We start from the raw sequence: 16,237 nt of genomic DNA, 5'->3' as shown, positions 1-16,237 counted from the left end.
CAAGAGGTTTCAGAAACAGAAAGGGCCTGCAAAAGCAGACCCAGTCGAGTGAAGTGCCCCTACCGGGAATGCGGCGGAACTGGCTTTGTCGGGCCGCTCGCATTGTCCCCTGGGGGGCTGCGGCCTGCAAGGCGGGCGCAGCGGGGAGCCGATCTACTTCTTGAACAGCTCCAACGGATTCGTGATCTTCAGCGGCACACCCATGCGCTTGTTGATGAAAGCCTGCTGGGCGATCGTCAGGATGTTGTTCGTGATCCAGTACAGCACCAGGCCGGCCGGGAAGAAGAAGAACATCACCGAGAACATCAGCGGCATCATCCACATCAGCTTGGCCTGCAGCGGATCGGGCGGCAGCGGGTTGAGGGCGGTCTGGATCACCGTGGTCACGGCCATCACCAGCGGCAGGATGAACCAAGGATCGGGAGAAGACAGATCGGTGATCCAGGCCATCCAGGGCGCATTGCGCATTTCGACGCTGGACAGCAACACCCAGTAGAGCGCGATGAACACCGGTATCTGGATCAGGATCGGGAAGCAGCCACCCAGCGGGTTGACCTTTTCCTCCCGGTACATCTTCATCATCTCCTGCTGCATCTGCTGCGGATTGCCCTTGAGGCGCTCACGCATTTCCATGATGCGGGGATTGATCTTCTTCATCTTGGCCATGCTGCGGTAGGCGCTGGCGTTGAGCCAGTAGAACGACGCCTTGATCAGCACCACCAGCAGCACGATCGCCCAGCCCCAGTTCTGCACGAAACCGTGGATTTTTTCCAGCAGCCAGTAAAGCGGCTTGGCCAGAATGGTCAGCCAGCCGTAGTCCTTGACCAGTTCCAGACCGGGGGTGATGACCTCCAGCGCTTTTTCTTCCTGCGGACCAACGAAGAGTTGGGCATCGACGGCTTTGCGCTGACCCGGCTCGATGGCGGGCAGGGTGGTGATGGAGCCCACGGCGTACAGGTTGTTGTCCACCTTGCGCGCGAAGTTGTCGCGCGCGAGGCCGTCGGCCAGCACCCAGGCCGACGCAAAGTAGTGCTGCACCATCGCCACATAGCCATTGGTCGCGCTCTTTTCAAAGTCGGCCTTGTCCTTGTCGATGTCGGCGAATTCGATCTTCTGGTATTTCTGGGCTTCGGTGTAGATGGCCGGGCCGGTGAAGGTCGAATAGAAGGGGGTTTCGCTGCTGGTCTTGTTGCCATCGCGCACCAGCTGCACGTAGAGCTGCGGGCTCACGGGCTGGCCGCTGTTGTTCACCACTTCGTGCTGCACCGCGATGTCGTAGCTACCGCGAGTCAGGGTGTAGGTCTTGACCAGCTTGACGCCACCCACCTCGGCCGACTCGAAGCGCACCTGAAGCTCGTTTTGCCCGTCGGTCAGCGCCGTCGGGCCGGCCACCACGGTCATGGGTGTCTTGTGGGTGGGGAAATTGCCCCCGATCAGGCCAGACTGGGCCAGATAGGTCTGGGTATCGTTCTGGACCAGCAGCGCAAACGGCTGCGTGCCCAGCGTCGTGCTCGCGTGCTTGAGCAGTTCGGCGCCGATGAGTGAGCCGCCCTCGGTGTTGAACACGAGCTTCAACACGTCGGTGGTGACTTCATGGCGGACCGCTGCCGGCGCCGGGGCGGGCGTGCCCTGTGGCGCCACAGCCGCGCCTGCCGTCGTGGTTGCCGCGGTGCTGCCGGGCACGGACGCGTCGGCAGGGGTCGCCGGTGGGGCATCCTTCGCAGCGGGCGCGGTCACGGCGGCAGACGGGAAAAACGTTGGCGCTTTACCGTTGTGGATCTGCCACTTGTCCCAGATCAGGACCATCGAAAAACCAAAAACCACCCACAGGATGGACCGACGGATGTCATTCATGACGGGTTCTTCTTTTCTGAGGAAGGGGAAACCAGATGGGAAAACAGGCCGGGCGCCACGTCGGGCACCGGATCGTGACCGCCCTCGCACCAGGGTCCGCAGCGACCCAGGCGCCTGAGCATGAGGTAGCCACCGGCCAGTGCACCGTGCCGCTCCAGCGCACCGATCGCATAGATGGAACAGGTGGGTTCAAAACGGCAGCTGCTGCCCAGCCAGGGACTGAGCAGCAAACGGTAGCCCTTGACCAGGCCCACCAACGCCTGGCGCGGCCAGTCAGACACCATGGGGCGCCTCCGTCCGGGTCGCCACAACGGCCGGGCTGACCGGAGCAGGACCGATCACGCGGCCCAGCAACTGATCCAGCTCGGCGCGAACCGCGCGCTTGAGCACATCGGAAGTCGCACTCACAAACAGCTTGCGGCTGAACTCGCTGCGCAGGCGAACCACCAGCGCTGCCTGCGGCAAACCGGTCGCGACGTGGCGGGCGGCTTCGTAGATCTGGCGACGGATCGCGTTGCGCGTGACCGCGCGGCGCGCCCAGCGCTTGGGCAGGAGCACGCCCAGCCAGACATCGGCCACAGGAAACAAGGGACGTCCCAAATGCTCGCTCACGAGCGACGCTCGGTGCAAGGCGAAGTGGGGGGTTTTGGCCACAGGGGCTCCCGCCATGACGGCCTGGAACTGCTGCCGGGACCGGATGCGCTGCATGGCCCGTTGTGCCTCGCTGTCTGTCACCGGGAGCCGGTAACGGAAGTCGGGACCGGCCAATACCGGCGGAGCACGTTCAGGCTCAGAGAGCCAGACGCTTGCGGCCCTTGGCGCGGCGAGCGTTGATCACGGCACGGCCGCCACGGGTCTTCATGCGGACGAGAAAGCCGTGGGTGCGGGCGCGGCGGACTTTGGATGGCTGGTAAGTGCGTTTCATGATGCTCAGTAAATGTCGGGGAAACCCGCAATTATCGCAAATAAAATCAAAGCCCGGCAAGCACTTGGCCGCTTTTCTGTCTGCCTTGCTTCAGAAAGCCCCGGCAGGGCAGCACAGCACAGGGGGAAAACCGCCTTGTGGATAAGTCACCGGCCACACTACAATGGACAGTCTGCCCCGAGTCATTTGTCCACAAAATTCAGCGTTCGCCTTTCCCAGCATGATCGAGGGCACCCCCCCAGACACCCCATCCACCGACGCCCAGTCCCTCTGGCTGGCCTGCGTCGACAAGCTCGCACAAGAAATCCCCGAACAGCAGTTCAACACCTGGATCCGGCCGCTCTCGGCCAGTGTGTCAGCCGATGCCTCCAAGGTCGTGGTGTCGGTGGCCAACCGCTTCAAGCTGGACTGGATCCGGGCCCAGTACGCGTCCCGCATCGCCTTGCTGCTGGAGGCCATTCAGGGCACGCCCGTGACACTGGAGTTGGCGCTCGCTCCGCGTGAGGGCCCCAGCAGGACGTCACCTGCACCCCGAACAGTGCAGGACCAGGTGCTGGCCGAGCTGCCCGATCTGGCGCCTGCAGAGATCACGAGTCCGCGCGCCCCCAAGTCCCGGCTCAACCCGGCGCTGACCTTTTCCACCCTGGTGGAAGGTTCGGCCAACCGCATGGCGCGCGCCGCGGCGATGCACGTGGCGGGCAGCCTCGGACAGCTTTACAACCCGCTGTTCATCTACGGCGGTGTCGGTCTGGGCAAGACCCACTTGATGCACGCGATCGGCAACCACCTGCTGTCCGACCATCCACAGGCCAAAGTTCTCTACATCCACGCCGAACAATTCGTCTCGGATGTGGTCAAGGCCTACCAGCGCAAGACTTTTGACGAATTCAAGGCCCAGTACCACTCGCTGGACCTGCTGCTGATCGACGATGTGCAGTTCCTCGCCAACAAGGAGCGCACACAGGAGGAGTTTTTCAACGCCTTCGAGGCGCTGCTGGCCAAAAAGTCGCACATCGTGCTGACCAGCGACACCTACCCCAAGGGTCTGCCGGACATCCACGAGCGACTGGTTTCGCGTTTCGATTCGGGCCTCACGGTGGCCATCGAGCCGCCCGAGCTGGAAATGCGCGTGGCGATCCTGATCAACAAGGCGGCGGTGGAAAATGCCGTCATGCCCGAGGAAGTGGCGTTTTTTGTCGCGAAGAACGTGCGCTCCAACGTGCGCGAACTCGAAGGCGCGCTGCGCAAGATCCTGGCCTATTCGCGCTTCAACCAGAAGGAAATCTCGATCCAGCTGGCGCGCGATGCGCTGAAAGACCTGCTGTCGATCCAGAACCGGCAGATCAGCGTCGAGAACATCCAGAAGACCGTCGCCGACTATTACAAGATCAAGGTCGCGGACATGTACAGCAAGAAGCGCCCGGCCAGCATCGCCCGGCCGCGCCAGATTGCCATGTTCATCGCCAAGGAGCTGACGCAAAAAAGCCTGCCCGAGATCGGCGAGCTGTTTGGCGGGCGCGACCACACCACGGTACTGCACGCGGTGCGAAAAATCGGCGCCGAACGCCAGCAGAACACCGAGCTCAACCAGCAACTGCACGTGCTGGAACAGACGCTCAAAGGCTGACCGGCGTGAGGCAGTGCGCACCCGCTCGCCACGGCCGGCACAGCCCGCATCTGACGGGGAAGGTGTTTTCAGGACTCGCGCTTCAAAAAGGCGAAAATAGGCGGTATTTGGCTGACAGAAAGCCCTTCTTGGGGCTTGGGAAGTCCCACCCGCCAACAACCGGCAACCAGAGACGAAAGAGTCTGACATGATCGTTTTGAAATCGACCCAGGACAAGGTGTTGGCTGCGCTGCAGTCGGTCGCGGGTATCGTTGAACGCCGCCACACGCTGCCCATCCTGGCCAACGTGCTCGTGCGCAAGACCGGGTCGGCCGTGCAGCTGACCACCAGCGATCTGGAGATCCAGATCCGCACCACGGCCCAGCTCGACGGTGACGACGGCAACTTCGCCACCACCCTGGGCGCGCGCAAGCTGATCGACATCCTGCGCACCATGCCGGGCGACCAGTCCGTCAGCCTCGAATCGAGCGCCGGCAAGCTGATCCTCAAAGGTGGCAAGAGCCGCTTCACGCTGCAGAGCATGCCGGCCGAAGACTTCCCGCTGGTGCAGGAATCGGCCAGTTTCGGCCCGGTGTTTGCCGTGCCACAGAAGACGCTGAAAAGCCTGCTGGGCCAGGTGTCGTTCGCCATGGCCGTGCACGACATCCGCTACTACCTCAACGGCATCCTGTTCGTGGCCGAAGGCAAGCAACTCAGCCTGGTCGCCACCGACGGCCACCGTCTGGCGTTCGCCAGCGCGACGCTGGACGTGGAAGTGCCGAAGCAGGAAGTGATCCTGCCGCGCAAGACGGTGATCGAGCTGCAGCGCCTGCTGTCCGACAAGGAAGGCGCGATCGAGATGCAGTTCGCCGCCAACCAGGCCAAGTTCAGCTTCGACGGCATGGAGTTCGTCACCAAGCTGGTCGAGGGCAAGTTCCCCGACTACAACCGCGTCATCCCGCGCAACCACAAGAACATCATCACCCTCGGTCGCGTGCCGCTGCTGGCCTCGCTGCAGCGCACCGCCATCATGACGAGCGAGAAGTTCAAGGGCGTGCGCCTGAACATCGAGCCCGGCGTGCTGCGCGTGGCGTCGAGCAACGCCGAGCAGGAGGAAGCGGTGGACGAGCTCGACATCGACTACGGTGGCGACACCATCGAGATCGGCTTCAACGTCACCTACCTGATCGACGCGCTGCAGAACATGTCACAGGAAATGGTTCGCATCGAACTGTCCGACGGCAACAGTTCGGCGCTGCTCACGAACCCCGACGACAACGCCTTCAAATACGTTGTCATGCCGATGCGGATTTGATCGTTCCCGATCCAGGTCTCCCCAAAGCCCGACCCGCTGCACAGCGGGTTTGGCCTTTCTAGCGTTTCTGAAAAGTCCACCATGTCCGAAGCCAACAAGCCCGCAGAACCCGAATCCGTTGCCGTCAACACCGGTGAAGCAGGGTCCGCCAGCTCGAATTTCCAGCCCACCATCGACGCCCACCAGGCCGGCGCGAGCGAGGGGTATGGCGAAGGGGCCATCCAGATCCTGGAAGGCCTGGAAGCGGTGCGCAAGCGCCCGGGCATGTACATCGGCGACACCTCCGACGGCACCGGCCTGCACCACCTGGTGTTCGAGGTGGTGGACAACTCCATCGATGAGGCGCTGGCCGGCCACTGCGACGACATCGTCGTCACCATCCACAGCGACAACTCGATCAGCGTCACCGACAACGGCCGCGGCATCCCCACCGGCGTGAAGATGGACGACAAGCACGAGCCCAAGCGCTCGGCCGCCGAGATCGCGCTGACCGAGCTGCACGCCGGCGGGAAGTTCAACCAGAACAGCTACAAGGTCTCGGGCGGCCTGCACGGCGTGGGCGTCAGCTGCGTGAACGCGCTCTCGCAATGGCTGCGCCTGACCGTGCGCCGTGAAGGCCTGGTGCACCAGATCGAGTTTGCCCGCGGCTTCGTGCAGAACCGCCTGCTGGAAACCACCCCGAACGGTATCGAGATCTCGCCCATGCGGACTTCGGGCGCGACAGAGAAGCGCGGCACCGAGGTGCACTTCCTGCCCGACTACGACATCTTCAAAGAGAACAGCGACTTCCACTACGAGATCCTGTCCAAGCGCCTGCGCGAACTCTCGTTCCTGAACAACGGCGTGCGCATCCGCCTGAAGGACGAACGCAGCGGCAAGGAAGACGACTTCTCCGGCGCCGGCGGCGTCAAGGGCTTCGTGGATTTCATCAACAAGGGCAAGACCGTCCTGCACCCCAATGTGTTCCATGCACTCGGCGACCGCGCCAGCGACCAGGGCACCAACATCGGTGTGGAAGTCGCCATGCAGTGGAACAGCGGCTACAACGAGCAGGTGCTCTGCTTCACCAACAACATCCCGCAGCGCGACGGCGGCACGCACCTGACCGGCCTGCGCGCCGCGATGACGCGCGTCATCAACAAGTACATCGAAGAAAACGAGTTCGCCAAGAAGGCCAAGGTCGAAGTCACCGGCGACGACATGCGCGAAGGCCTGTGCTGCGTGCTCAGCGTCAAGGTGCCCGAACCCAAGTTCAGCAGCCAGACCAAAGACAAGCTGGTGTCCAGCGAAGTGCGTGGCCCGGTGGAAGACATCGTCAGCCGCCTGCTGAGCGACTACCTGCAGGAGCGCCCGAACGACGCCAAGATCATCTGCGGCAAGATCGTCGAAGCCGCCCGCGCCCGCGAAGCCGCCCGCAAGGCGCGCGAGATGACCCGCCGCAAGGGCGTGCTCGACGGCATGGGCCTGCCCGGCAAACTGGCCGACTGCCAGGAAAAAGACCCGGCGCTGTGCGAGATCTACATCGTCGAGGGCGACTCCGCCGGTGGCTCCGCCAAGCAGGGCCGCGACCGCAAGTTCCAGGCGATCCTGCCGCTGCGCGGCAAGATCCTGAACGTCGAAAAAGCGCGCTACGAAAAGCTGCTCACCTCCAACGAAATCCTGACGCTCATCACCGCGCTGGGCACCGGCATCGGCAAGGCCGGCGGTGACGGCAATGGCAACGGCGGCTCGGGCGGCACCGGCGCCGACGACTTCAACGTCGCCAAGCTGCGCTACCACCGCATCATCATCATGACCGACGCCGACGTCGACGGCGCCCACATCCGCACCCTGCTGCTCACCTTCTTCTACCGCCAGATGCCCGAGCTGGTCGAGCGCGGCCACATCTACATCGCCCAGCCGCCGCTCTACAAGGTGAAGGCCGGCAAGGAAGAGCTGTACCTGAAAGACGGCCCCGCGCTGGACGGCTTCCTGCTGCGCATCGCGCTGAAAGACGCCAAGGTGTCCACCGGCGGAGCGACCAACACCGTGCTCGAAGGCGACACCCTGGGCGAACTCGCCCGCAAGCACCAGGTGGCGGAGCGCGTGATCACGCGCCTGTCCAATTTCATGGACGCCGAAGCCCTGCGCGCCATGGCCGACGGCGTGTCCATCAAGCTCGACACCCTGGAAGAAGCCGAAGCCAGCGCCGTGGCCCTGCAGGCCAAGCTGCGCGAGCTCACCACCAGCGGCGTGCCCGCCGAAGTGGCTGGCGAGTTCGACGCCCGCACCGACAAGCCCATCCTGCGCATCAGCCGCCGCCACCACGGCAACATCAAAAGCAGCATCATCACGCAGGACTTCGTGCACGGCGCCGACTACGCCGCCCTGGCCACCGCCGCCGACACCTTCCGCGGCCTGCTCGGCGAAGGCGCCAAGGTCATGCGCGGCGAAGGCGACAAACAAAAGGAAGAAAAGGCCAGCGACTTCCGCACCGCCATGCAGTGGCTCATCAGCGAAGCCGAGCGCACCACCAGCCGCCAGCGCTACAAAGGCCTGGGCGAAATGAACCCCGCCCAGCTCTGGGAAACCACCATGGACCCCACCGTGCGCCGCCTGCTGCGCGTGCAGATCGACGACGCGATCGAAGCCGACCGCGTGTTCACGATGCTGATGGGGGATGAAGTGGAACCGCGGCGGGATTTCATCGAGACGAACGCATTGCGGGCGGGGAATATCGACGTCTGATTTCGAAAACTCGGCACTTCGGGTATGCGCTACTGGTGGGTTAACCAGAACCAAACATACCGTCACGAAGTGCCGGGAGGTTACCTGTGGTCCCCAAAGGCGAAGACGAACGGACAGGTCAACCCGTTCTATGAGTTCATGCGTGAAGTCTCGCCTGGGGACGTGATTTTTTCCTTCTGCGATACGAACATCAGAGCAATTGGTATCGCCGAATCGAACGCCTACGAGGCACCAAAACCGCTTGAGTTTGGAAGCGTTGGCGCCTACTGGGAAAAAATCGGGTGGCGTGTGAATGTGCGTTTTGTAGAGCTGAAGAATGTCATTCGTCCCATGAATGAGATGGATCGACTTCGCCCGTATCTTCCAGTTAGGTACTCACCGCTCAGACCCAATGGTCATGGCCAGCAAAATATCTACTTGACCGAAGTTCCTGAACTCTTGGCAACACGCCTTGTTGATCTGATTGGTGTTGAAGCAAGGGGGATCATTCAAGCCTGGAGCGCATCGGAACCGGGGGTAAATGAGTTGTACAGCGGACAGTTGGCTTGGGAAGAACATCAAGTTCAAAATATATTGACTGACACCAAGATCGCCGAAACGGAAAAGCACGCCATTGTTATGGCGCGCCGAGGGCAAGGACTGTTTCGATCAAGAGTTGCTCAAATTGAGAGACACTGTCGGCTGACGGGCGTTTCAAATCCCGAGTATTTGCGGGCAAGTCATACAAAGCCTTGGCGAGATGCAAGTAACGCGGAGAGGCTTGACGGCGAGAACGGTTTCTTGCTCACGCCAGATGCGGATTTGCTCTTTGACCGGGGATTCCTCTCGTTCAAGAGCAACGGGGATGTCTTGGTGTCTCCCGTGGCCGATCGCTGTTCGATGGCCAAGATGGGAATCTCGTCGAACATGCTCGAGAACGTTGGGCAGTTTTCAGCAGGCCAAGGTCAATACCTAGAATTCCACCGAGACATGGTCTTCCTCAGGGCAAACGTGAAGAGATAGTTTTGGAAACTTCGTACTTTTGATGCAAAACTCCTTGGTGATGTAGCAAACGTACCAATCGCCAAAACACTGGTCCAGATAGACCAGCGTCCCTTCCACCACCTGCAGCGTCTGAATCGCTGAAGTCGCAGCAGGAAAAAATTTGGCTACATCTCGCCTATTGGCAAACCGCACTGTCAACTCTTGCCCAAAAAACGTTCGCACTTAGTGCACAGGGCCACAAGGTGTAGGTCAGAACGTTGTCCTACCCTACAAGGTCTCCCGCTGATCAAACCCGGGAGACCCATCAAAGGGTTGCTCTTGGGTCACCGCCACCCCATCCACCCGCGCCCCCATCGGCCCGCGCTGCGCCCAGCCAATGAGCGCCTGCACCGCCTCCACCGGACCGCAAACCACGGCTTCCACGCTGCCGTCTTGCCGGTTGCGCACCCAGCCGCTCAGGCCCATGGCGTTGGCCTGCTGCGCCATGTTCCAGCGGTAGCCCACGCCCTGCACGCGGCCGGTGATGCGCAGGTGGCGGGTGATGGGAGTGGTGTCGGTCATGGGGACGGCTGGGCCATTTGCGCGATGGGTGCGGGCGAGACGAAGGACGGGGTCTGGAAAGGGTTGCCCTGCATGAGCACGATGGCGGCGGTGGGCGCGGCGGCCACGGCAAACAGCACAATGGCCACAGTGGCGGCGCGCAGTTGCTCGACGTGCACGATGGCGATAGACACCATGGTGAGCAGGCCGAGGAAGGCCATGCCCATCCACTTGAGCGGGTTGACATGCATCTGGCTCAGGGCGATGCGCTGGTCGCGGTCGTTACGCAGGTGGACGACGGCGCCCAGCATGAGGCTGTGCACGCTGGCGCTGGCGGCGTGCGCCATGGCGGGGCTGGCGACGAGGCTGAGCAGGTGATCGGCGCTCTGTTGCGCGGCGGGGCTGCTGCTGCGGTGGGCGAGCTGCTGCCATTCAGAGGCGGTGGCGGCGGCGTGTTCGCTCACCGCGGCGCGCAGCGCGGCCTGCGGCACCTCGGGCAGGCCGCGCGCGAGCGCATCGAGCGTGCGCAGGCTGTCGGCTTCGCGGTAGACGGCGCTCATGGCGCGGTCGTGGGCGCTCCAGGTGTCGTTCGCGATGAAGGCGAGCGTGAGGCCGAACAACACGCCCAGGATGTTGAGGAAGGGCGGGACGACACCGCTTAGCGTGAGCATGCCCGCGCGCCAGCGCGGCGCGGCGAGCACGCGCAGCAACAGCAGGGCGGCAACGGCGGTGCCGATCAGGGCGACAGCGGCGTAGGCGTAATGGTCGTAGATGGCGAGGCGGGTGGGTTCCATAGGCCAATCATGCGCGAGTGGCCAAGGCCCTTCAAGCGCGGCGCGGTGCACATGACGCTGACCCGCACCTGGAACGCGGCCCGATCCGATTGGGGCGCGGGTATGCTCCCCGCACGTTTGAATCATTGTTCTCGGGGGTCTGGATCGTGTGGGCTGTTTGTCTGTGTGCGGATTGGTGCAGTGCCTGCCGGGCTTGGCGTCCGGTGATGGCGGAGCTGGCTGCGCGGCATCCGGAGTTGCAGTGGCGCTGGCTGGACATTGAGGATGAGGCCGAGCTGATGGACGCGGTCGGGATCGACATCGAGACCTTTCCCACGGTGTTGCTGTGCCGCAAGGACCAGGCGCTCTTCATGGGTGCGATCCCGCCGCAGGCGGAGGCCCTGTTGCTGTTGATGGACCGGCTGGGTGGGGCGGTGGAATCGCCTGCGGGCATCGGTGGCCCGGCGGCGGTGCTGGCGGCGCATCTGTGGGGCCGGCAGGACGGGCCGGAGATGTCCGCGGTTTAAACCGCCTGCGCCTCGAAGCCGGCTTCCTGCAGCCGGGCCGCGATGTCGTCGGCCGAGATCATGCCGGTGTGGCTGACCCAGGCGGTGTGTTCGGCGAGGTTGACGTCGGCCTGGTTGACGCAGGGCAGGTCTTGCAGCTCGAACATGACGGCGTCGGCGTCTTCCTGCGTTTGCAGGGTGGGGATGTGGAAGGTGGTTTCGGGCATTCGGGCCTCTTTCTAACTGGTTTCAATATAAACTTGCATTTATATTTATCATTAAATATAATGCCGAATTGGACTGTGTTCGGTGGCTTCCGCCAACCCACACCGCCCAGCCGGTGGCATCTCAGGCCCCGGTCAGCGCCGACGCCATTCGGTCGCGATGTTCTGTTGAGCTGCAGACACCCCCACCATTCAGCTTCGCGCAGGTTCGCAACGGCTCAGGCCTTGTGCATCTTCGCAAAACCCGTTCCTGCGGTGTCCCTCGGACGCTGCTCATTCATGCGCTGTCGGGCTCGGCCTGGCTGAAGCGCAATTTCTTTGAAAGGCTCTGTCATGAGCACCAAACTTTACGTGGGCAACCTGCCTTATTCCATCGACGACGCCATCCTGCGCAACAACTTCACGGAGTTTGGCGGCGTGACGTCGGCCAAGGTCATGATGGACCGCGACACCGGTCGCTCCAAGGGCTTCGGCTTTGTGGAAATGTCCACCGCCGAACAGGCCGAGGCCGCGATCCAGAGCCTGAACGGCATGTCGGTTGACGGCCGCTCGATCGTGGTGAACATCTCGCGCCCGAAAGAGCCGAGCACCGGCGGCTACGGCGGCGGTGACCGCGGCTCGCGCGGCGGCTACTGAGCACTGACGCCTCAGTTCTGAAAACCGGCCTTCTGGCCGGTTTTTTTTCGTCTGCGCCGGGCGCAAGCGGGTCACGCTCCGGTGAGGCCCAGGAAGCTGTCGAGGATGTGGAAGTGGTCGTCGTGGAAGCGGTCTTCCATGGCGGCGAGTTCGCCGATCGGCACCCAGCTGGCCGACAAGGCGTCGTCGCTGCCGCTCACCTCGGGCAGCCGGCGCGCGCCCAGATCGAAATGGTGGGCGTGGGTGATGACGCGGCCGCGCTGGCTGCGGTCCGGGTGGTCGAACACGCGCACTCCCTTGAGCGCGTGGGCGATGTCACCGGGCAGCAGGTGCAGGCCGGTTTCTTCCTGCAGCTCGCGCAGGGCCGACTGGTAGACCGTCTCGCGCTGCTCCAGGAAGCCGCCGGGCAGCGCGTACAGGCCCTTGCCGGGCGCGCGGCCGCGCACGATGAGCAGCACATGGCCCGCGCATTCGATCAGCGCGTCCACCGTGACGAACACGGGCGGGTAGGGTGCGCTGGCCCAGAGCGCGTGCTCGGCGCGCAGGCTGGCCCATTCGGCCGCGAGTTCGCGGTAGCAGGGCAGCTGCGCCCAGGCGCGCAGGAAGCCGAGGGTGGACGGCGGCGCCTGGCTGACCAGGGCCGCGAGCGCGGGCTCCAGCGGTTCGCCAGCGGCGCCGAAGAAGGCATCGCGCAGGGTGCTGGAATGCATGTCGCCCTGGCTGCCCACGTCGTCGAGCAGCCAGCCGGGGAAGTCGCTCAGGTACTCGCTGGTGGCGTCTTTGCGGTGGCCCACGAGCACGGTCTGGCCCGCGGGCAGATCGCCCAGCTGCGCCCGCACGCCCTCGCGCACCGCCGCCACCCAGCGCTGCCCATCGAAGTAGTCGCGCACGGGCACGAAGCCCACACGCCCGGCCTCTTCGGCTGTCAGCGCCAGGCGGATCATCTCGACGCGCTCCTCCCACGTGAACGGGTTCTTGGGCGTGCGCGCCTGGAACGCCGAGCCGATGAAGATGACCACGCGCGGCGCGAGCAGCAGGGCGCGGCGGATGACCGCCAACTGGCCGAAGTGCAGGCCCTGGAAACGGCCGATGCAGATGGCTGCGGTGAATTTGTGTGTTGATGTGTTCATGGTGTCTTACGGACTTGCCATCGGAGCGAGAACAAGGCGCAAAGCCGCAGACAGTGCTGTAGCACAGCAAGGCTTTGCAACGCAGTTATCGCTTTGATGGCAAGTCCGTATCAGAAGTGTTGGGCGGCGATGGGCATTTGACGCCCCGAGCCAAAGGCGCGGGCACGCACGCGGATGACGGGTGGGGCCTGACGGCGTTTGTACTCGCTGCGGGCGACCAGGCGGCGGATGCGGTCCACCAGCGCCGCACCATCGGGCAGTTGCACGAGTTGGGCGACGTAGGCTTCGACCTGTTCGCGTTCCTCGTGCGCCAGGCCGTGGCCTTCGATCAGGTGCTTGAGCACTTCGTCGAGCACCTCGTAGGGCGGCAGGCTGTCGGTGTCCTTCTGGTCGGGCGCGAGCTCGGCGGAGGGCGGCTTCCCGATGATGGCGCGGGGAATGATCTCGCGGCCAGTGGCCTCGTTGAGGTGGCGAGAGAGCGCGAAGACCTCGGTCTTGTACAGATCACCGATGAGGCCGAGACCACCGTTGGTGTCGCCATACAGCGTGCAGTAGCCGACCGACATTTCCGACTTGTTGCCGGTGGTGAGCAGCAGGTGGCCCCAGGTGTTGGAATATTCCATGAGGATGGTGCCGCGGATGCGCGCCTGCAGGTTCTCCAGCGACAGGCCTTGCAGCGGCGCGCCAAAGGCGGCTTCGAAACCGGCGCTGTAGCCCTGCACCAGATCGGCAATGGGGTGGCGGTACAGACGCACACCGAGACCGTCGCACAGGGTTTGCGAATCGTCCACCGAACCCGCCGAGGAGTACACCGAGGGCATGGTGATGGCGGTCACGCGATCCGGGCCGAAGGCCGCGGCGGCGAGCGCGAGCGTGATGGCCGAGTCGATGCCGCCCGAGGAGCCGACCACCGCCTGCGTGAAGCCGCAGCGGCGCGCGTAGTCGCGCAGGCCGAGCACGATCTGCTGGCGGTAAAAAGCCATGGTGGACAGGCCGGCGGCGGGCACGGCGGGCAGGGGCTCGCCGTCGGCGGCCCTGAAGCCGTGGGCGTCGATTCGCAGCGTGGTCACGTCTTCTTCAAAACGGCGCGCCTCGAACACCACACCCGCCTTCGGCTCGACGGCAAAAGACGCGCCGTCGTAGACCAGCTGGTCGTGACCACCGATCTGGTTCACATACAGGATGGGCAGGTGGTTGCGGTGGCTGGCGGCGGCGAAGATCTGGTGGCGCTGCTCGCGCTTGCCGATGTGGGACGGGCTGGCGTTGATGGAGACCACCAGGTCGGGCGCGGCGTCGCGCAGGCGGTCGAACGGGTTGACGGCGTAATCGCTGCCGTCGTCGTTCCAGCCGTCTTCGCAGATCAGGAAGCCGACCTGCGCGGTGCCGATGCGCAGCACCTTGGCCACGTCGGGGCCGGGCTCGAAATGGCGGCGCTCGTTGAAGATGTTGTAGGTGGGCAGCAGCTGCTTGGCGTATTCGAGCAGCACCTCGCCACCGCGCAGCACGCGCAACACATTGCGCAGCGGCTTGCCCGGGCCGGTGTGCACCGCAGGCAGGCCCACCACCCAGTGCAGCGCGGGCATCTGGCGCGAGGCCTGGAGCAGGGCTTCGAAACCCACGGACACCCGCGCCATGAATTGCGGTTCGTCGAGCAGGTCGCCGGGGTAGTAGCCGGTGAGCGAGAGTTCGGAGAAGACGACGAGGTCGGCCGCATCGTCGCGCGCGCGTTGCGCGGCGGCGATCATCTTGCGCACGTTGCCGTCCATTTCGCCGACGGTGACGTTGAGCTGTGCGAGGGTGACCTTGATCATGAGTCCTCCGCAAGGATGGGCACGTTGAACACCTGGCGCAGGTAGGCGAGGAAGGTCTGGTCGTCGCACAGGGTCTTGCCCGGCGAGTCGGAGAGCTTGGCCACCGGCTGGCCGTTGGCGCTGGTGAGCTTCATGACGATGTTGAGCGGCGTGAGGCCCACGTCGTTGGTGAGGTGCGTGCCGATGCCGAAGCCCAGCTGCGTGCGGTTGCCCAGGGCGTGGTACAGCGCCAACGCCTTGTCGATGGTGAGACCGTCGGAGAACACGAGGCGTTTGGTGTGCGGGTCGATGCGCAGCTTCTCGTAGTGGGCCAAGGCCTTGTTCGCCCACACCAGCGGGTCGCCCGAGTCGTGGCGCAGGCCGTCAAAGAGCTTGGCGAAATAGAGGTCGAAGTCGGCGAGGAAGGCGTCCATGCCGACCACGTCGGTGAGGGCGATGCCGAGGTCACCGCGGTATTCCTGCACCCAGTCTTCCAACGCCGCCTTCTGGAAATCGCGCAGGCGCACGCCCAGCGCCTGGTAGGTCTGCAGGTACTCGTGGGCCATGGTGCCGATGGGCACGAGACCGAGATCGCGCGCGAGCAAGACGTTGGACGTTCCCTTGAAGAACTGCGGCGCCTGGTCCTGGAATGCGGCCACCACTTCACGTTGCCAGCTGCGCGAGAAGCGGCGGCGCACGCCGAAGTCGAACAGCTCGAAGGGGTGGCGCAACGGCGCTTCGTGGTCCAGGGCGCGCAGCTGGTCGAGCTTGGTCTGCAGTCGCAAACGCCCCTCGGCTTCAGCGGCGGCACGGTCGAAGCGGCGGAAGTAGAGCTCGTTGACGATGGCGAGCACGAAGATCTCGAACGCCATGACGTGCACCTGCGGTCCCCGGGCGACGATGCGCAGGTGTGCGCCTTCGGCGCGTGCTTCGATGAAGTTGCGCTGGAAACGGAAGATGCGCAGGAAGTCGACGAAGTCGCTCTTGATGTAGCGCAGGCCGCCGATGTAGGCCAGCTCGTCTTCGCGGAAGCTGAGCGCGCACAGGGCATCGAGCTCGGAGTTCACCTGCGGCAGCAGCTCGGCCAGCGGGTAGGCGGGCGGGTTGCGGCAGACGAAGCTGTATTCGGCCTGCGTCTGCGGAAAGCGGTGCAGCATGGTCTGCCACATCGTGTACTTGTAGAGGTCGGTGTCCAGCAGGCTGGTGATGACGGGTTCCATGGTGGCT

The 16,237-nt window shown here is 64.0% G+C and carries 16 protein-coding genes; 6 read left to right on the top strand and 10 right to left on the bottom strand.

The annotated features are described in order from the left end of the window. Positions 1-153: 153 nt before the first annotated feature. From yidC to rpmH, 4 genes are all read right to left on the bottom strand, one after another. Positions 154-1,854 (bottom strand): membrane protein insertase YidC, encoded by a 1,701-nt coding sequence (yidC, locus tag ACN5W5_RS16845; protein WP_420049639.1) that lies wholly within the window; start codon positions 1,852-1,854, stop codon positions 154-156. Further along, positions 1,851-2,138, bottom strand: coding sequence for a membrane protein insertion efficiency factor YidD (gene yidD / locus ACN5W5_RS16840; protein ID WP_420049638.1), 288 nt, complete (start codon positions 2,136-2,138; stop codon positions 1,851-1,853). The genes yidC and yidD overlap by 4 nt, the downstream gene beginning before the upstream one ends. After that, positions 2,128-2,562, bottom strand: a complete 435-nt coding sequence (locus tag ACN5W5_RS16835; protein ID WP_420049637.1) for a ribonuclease P protein component — start codon at positions 2,560-2,562, stop codon at positions 2,128-2,130. Before ACN5W5_RS16835 ends, yidD begins: the two co-directional genes overlap by 11 nt. A gap of 82 nt (positions 2,563-2,644) precedes the next feature. Further along, entirely contained in the window at positions 2,645-2,779 is a 135-nt protein-coding gene (gene rpmH / locus ACN5W5_RS16830; RefSeq protein WP_177136703.1) for a 50S ribosomal protein L34, read from the bottom strand. Between the two features lie 220 nt (positions 2,780-2,999). Here rpmH and dnaA point away from each other — a divergent pair, with 220 nt between their 5' ends. From dnaA to ACN5W5_RS16810, 4 genes are all read left to right on the top strand, one after another. Beyond that, positions 3,000-4,406: a chromosomal replication initiator protein DnaA gene (gene dnaA, locus ACN5W5_RS16825; protein ID WP_420049636.1), complete on the top strand. Its 1,407-nt coding sequence runs from the start codon at positions 3,000-3,002 to the stop codon at positions 4,404-4,406. 187 nt (positions 4,407-4,593) lie between these two features. Next, a complete protein-coding gene (gene dnaN / locus ACN5W5_RS16820; protein WP_420049635.1) occupies positions 4,594-5,700 on the top strand; it encodes a DNA polymerase III subunit beta in 1,107 nt (368 codons plus the stop codon). A gap of 81 nt (positions 5,701-5,781) precedes the next feature. After that, entirely contained in the window at positions 5,782-8,427 is a 2,646-nt protein-coding gene (gyrB, locus tag ACN5W5_RS16815) for a DNA topoisomerase (ATP-hydrolyzing) subunit B (protein WP_420049634.1), read from the top strand. A gap of 138 nt (positions 8,428-8,565) precedes the next feature. After that, the gene (locus ACN5W5_RS16810) at positions 8,566-9,429 is read left to right on the top strand and encodes an HNH endonuclease (RefSeq protein ID WP_420049633.1); all 864 of its coding nucleotides are present in this window, start codon (positions 8,566-8,568) and stop codon (positions 9,427-9,429) included. Positions 9,430-9,678: 249 nt separating this feature from the next. On the opposite strand, the gene ACN5W5_RS16805 is transcribed toward ACN5W5_RS16810, so the two are convergent. Together ACN5W5_RS16805 and ACN5W5_RS16800 are read right to left on the bottom strand one after the other, a co-directional pair. After that, on the bottom strand, positions 9,679-9,972 hold the full coding sequence (locus tag ACN5W5_RS16805) for an acylphosphatase (RefSeq protein WP_420049632.1): 294 nt from the start codon (positions 9,970-9,972) through the stop codon (positions 9,679-9,681). Next, positions 9,969-10,745, bottom strand: a complete 777-nt coding sequence (locus tag ACN5W5_RS16800) for a DUF4239 domain-containing protein (protein WP_177136676.1) — start codon at positions 10,743-10,745, stop codon at positions 9,969-9,971. The genes ACN5W5_RS16805 and ACN5W5_RS16800 overlap by 4 nt, the downstream gene beginning before the upstream one ends. A 17-nt stretch (positions 10,746-10,762) precedes the next feature. Between ACN5W5_RS16800 and ACN5W5_RS16795 the strand changes: the two genes are divergently transcribed. Further along, positions 10,763-11,251 (top strand): thioredoxin family protein, encoded by a 489-nt coding sequence (locus ACN5W5_RS16795; protein WP_420049631.1) that lies wholly within the window; start codon positions 10,763-10,765, stop codon positions 11,249-11,251. On the opposite strand, the gene ACN5W5_RS16790 is transcribed toward ACN5W5_RS16795, so the two are convergent. Further along, the gene (locus ACN5W5_RS16790) at positions 11,248-11,457 is read right to left on the bottom strand and encodes a heavy-metal-associated domain-containing protein (protein ID WP_420049630.1); all 210 of its coding nucleotides are present in this window, start codon (positions 11,455-11,457) and stop codon (positions 11,248-11,250) included. The two genes, ACN5W5_RS16795 and ACN5W5_RS16790, sit on opposite strands and share 4 nt — an antisense overlap. Before the next feature lie 330 nt (positions 11,458-11,787). Between ACN5W5_RS16790 and ACN5W5_RS16785 the strand changes: the two genes are divergently transcribed. Further along, the gene (locus ACN5W5_RS16785) at positions 11,788-12,090 is read left to right on the top strand and encodes an RNA recognition motif domain-containing protein (protein WP_420049629.1); all 303 of its coding nucleotides are present in this window, start codon (positions 11,788-11,790) and stop codon (positions 12,088-12,090) included. Between the two features lie 71 nt (positions 12,091-12,161). Here ACN5W5_RS16785 and ACN5W5_RS16780 read toward each other — a convergent pair whose 3' ends face one another. The 3 genes from ACN5W5_RS16780 to pncB all read right to left on the bottom strand — a co-directional run bounded on the left by ACN5W5_RS16780 (position 12,162) and on the right by pncB (position 16,230). Continuing rightward, positions 12,162-13,220: a bifunctional nicotinamide-nucleotide adenylyltransferase/Nudix hydroxylase gene (locus tag ACN5W5_RS16780; protein ID WP_420049628.1), complete on the bottom strand. Its 1,059-nt coding sequence runs from the start codon at positions 13,218-13,220 to the stop codon at positions 12,162-12,164. A 110-nt stretch (positions 13,221-13,330) separates the two neighbouring features. Next, the gene (locus tag ACN5W5_RS16775) at positions 13,331-15,031 is read right to left on the bottom strand and encodes an NAD+ synthase (RefSeq protein WP_420049627.1); all 1,701 of its coding nucleotides are present in this window, start codon (positions 15,029-15,031) and stop codon (positions 13,331-13,333) included. Further along, entirely contained in the window at positions 15,028-16,230 is a 1,203-nt protein-coding gene (gene pncB, locus ACN5W5_RS16770) for a nicotinate phosphoribosyltransferase (RefSeq protein ID WP_420049626.1), read from the bottom strand. Before pncB ends, ACN5W5_RS16775 begins: the two co-directional genes overlap by 4 nt. Positions 16,231-16,237: the final 7 nt, after the last annotated feature.

It is taken from the genome of Hydrogenophaga sp. ZJX-1 (genome assembly GCF_048590325.1).
Taxonomy (GTDB): domain Bacteria; phylum Pseudomonadota; class Gammaproteobacteria; order Burkholderiales; family Burkholderiaceae_C; genus Hydrogenophaga.
This window is presented reverse-complemented; position numbering and strand designations above follow the sequence as displayed.

Coding starts and splice junctions, on each gene's coding strand:
- ACN5W5_RS16805 (WP_420049632.1), bottom strand. CDS start 9,972: ATGACCGACACCACTCCCATCACCCGCCACCTGCGCATCACCGGCCGC.
- dnaN (WP_420049635.1), top strand. CDS start 4,594: ATGATCGTTTTGAAATCGACCCAGGACAAGGTGTTGGCTGCGCTGCAG.
- ACN5W5_RS16835 (WP_420049637.1), bottom strand. CDS start 2,562: ATGCAGCGCATCCGGTCCCGGCAGCAGTTCCAGGCCGTCATGGCGGGA.
- gyrB (WP_420049634.1), top strand. CDS start 5,782: ATGTCCGAAGCCAACAAGCCCGCAGAACCCGAATCCGTTGCCGTCAAC.
- ACN5W5_RS16780 (WP_420049628.1), bottom strand. CDS start 13,220: ATGAACACATCAACACACAAATTCACCGCAGCCATCTGCATCGGCCGT.
- ACN5W5_RS16790 (WP_420049630.1), bottom strand. CDS start 11,457: ATGCCCGAAACCACCTTCCACATCCCCACCCTGCAAACGCAGGAAGAC.
- yidD (WP_420049638.1), bottom strand. CDS start 2,138: ATGGTGTCTGACTGGCCGCGCCAGGCGTTGGTGGGCCTGGTCAAGGGC.
- yidC (WP_420049639.1), bottom strand. CDS start 1,854: ATGAATGACATCCGTCGGTCCATCCTGTGGGTGGTTTTTGGTTTTTCG.
- ACN5W5_RS16785 (WP_420049629.1), top strand. CDS start 11,788: ATGAGCACCAAACTTTACGTGGGCAACCTGCCTTATTCCATCGACGAC.
- dnaA (WP_420049636.1), top strand. CDS start 3,000: ATGATCGAGGGCACCCCCCCAGACACCCCATCCACCGACGCCCAGTCC.
- ACN5W5_RS16800 (WP_177136676.1), bottom strand. CDS start 10,745: ATGGAACCCACCCGCCTCGCCATCTACGACCATTACGCCTACGCCGCT.
- pncB (WP_420049626.1), bottom strand. CDS start 16,230: ATGGAACCCGTCATCACCAGCCTGCTGGACACCGACCTCTACAAGTAC.
- ACN5W5_RS16775 (WP_420049627.1), bottom strand. CDS start 15,031: ATGATCAAGGTCACCCTCGCACAGCTCAACGTCACCGTCGGCGAAATG.
- ACN5W5_RS16810 (WP_420049633.1), top strand. CDS start 8,566: ATGCGTGAAGTCTCGCCTGGGGACGTGATTTTTTCCTTCTGCGATACG.
- rpmH (WP_177136703.1), bottom strand. CDS start 2,779: ATGAAACGCACTTACCAGCCATCCAAAGTCCGCCGCGCCCGCACCCAC.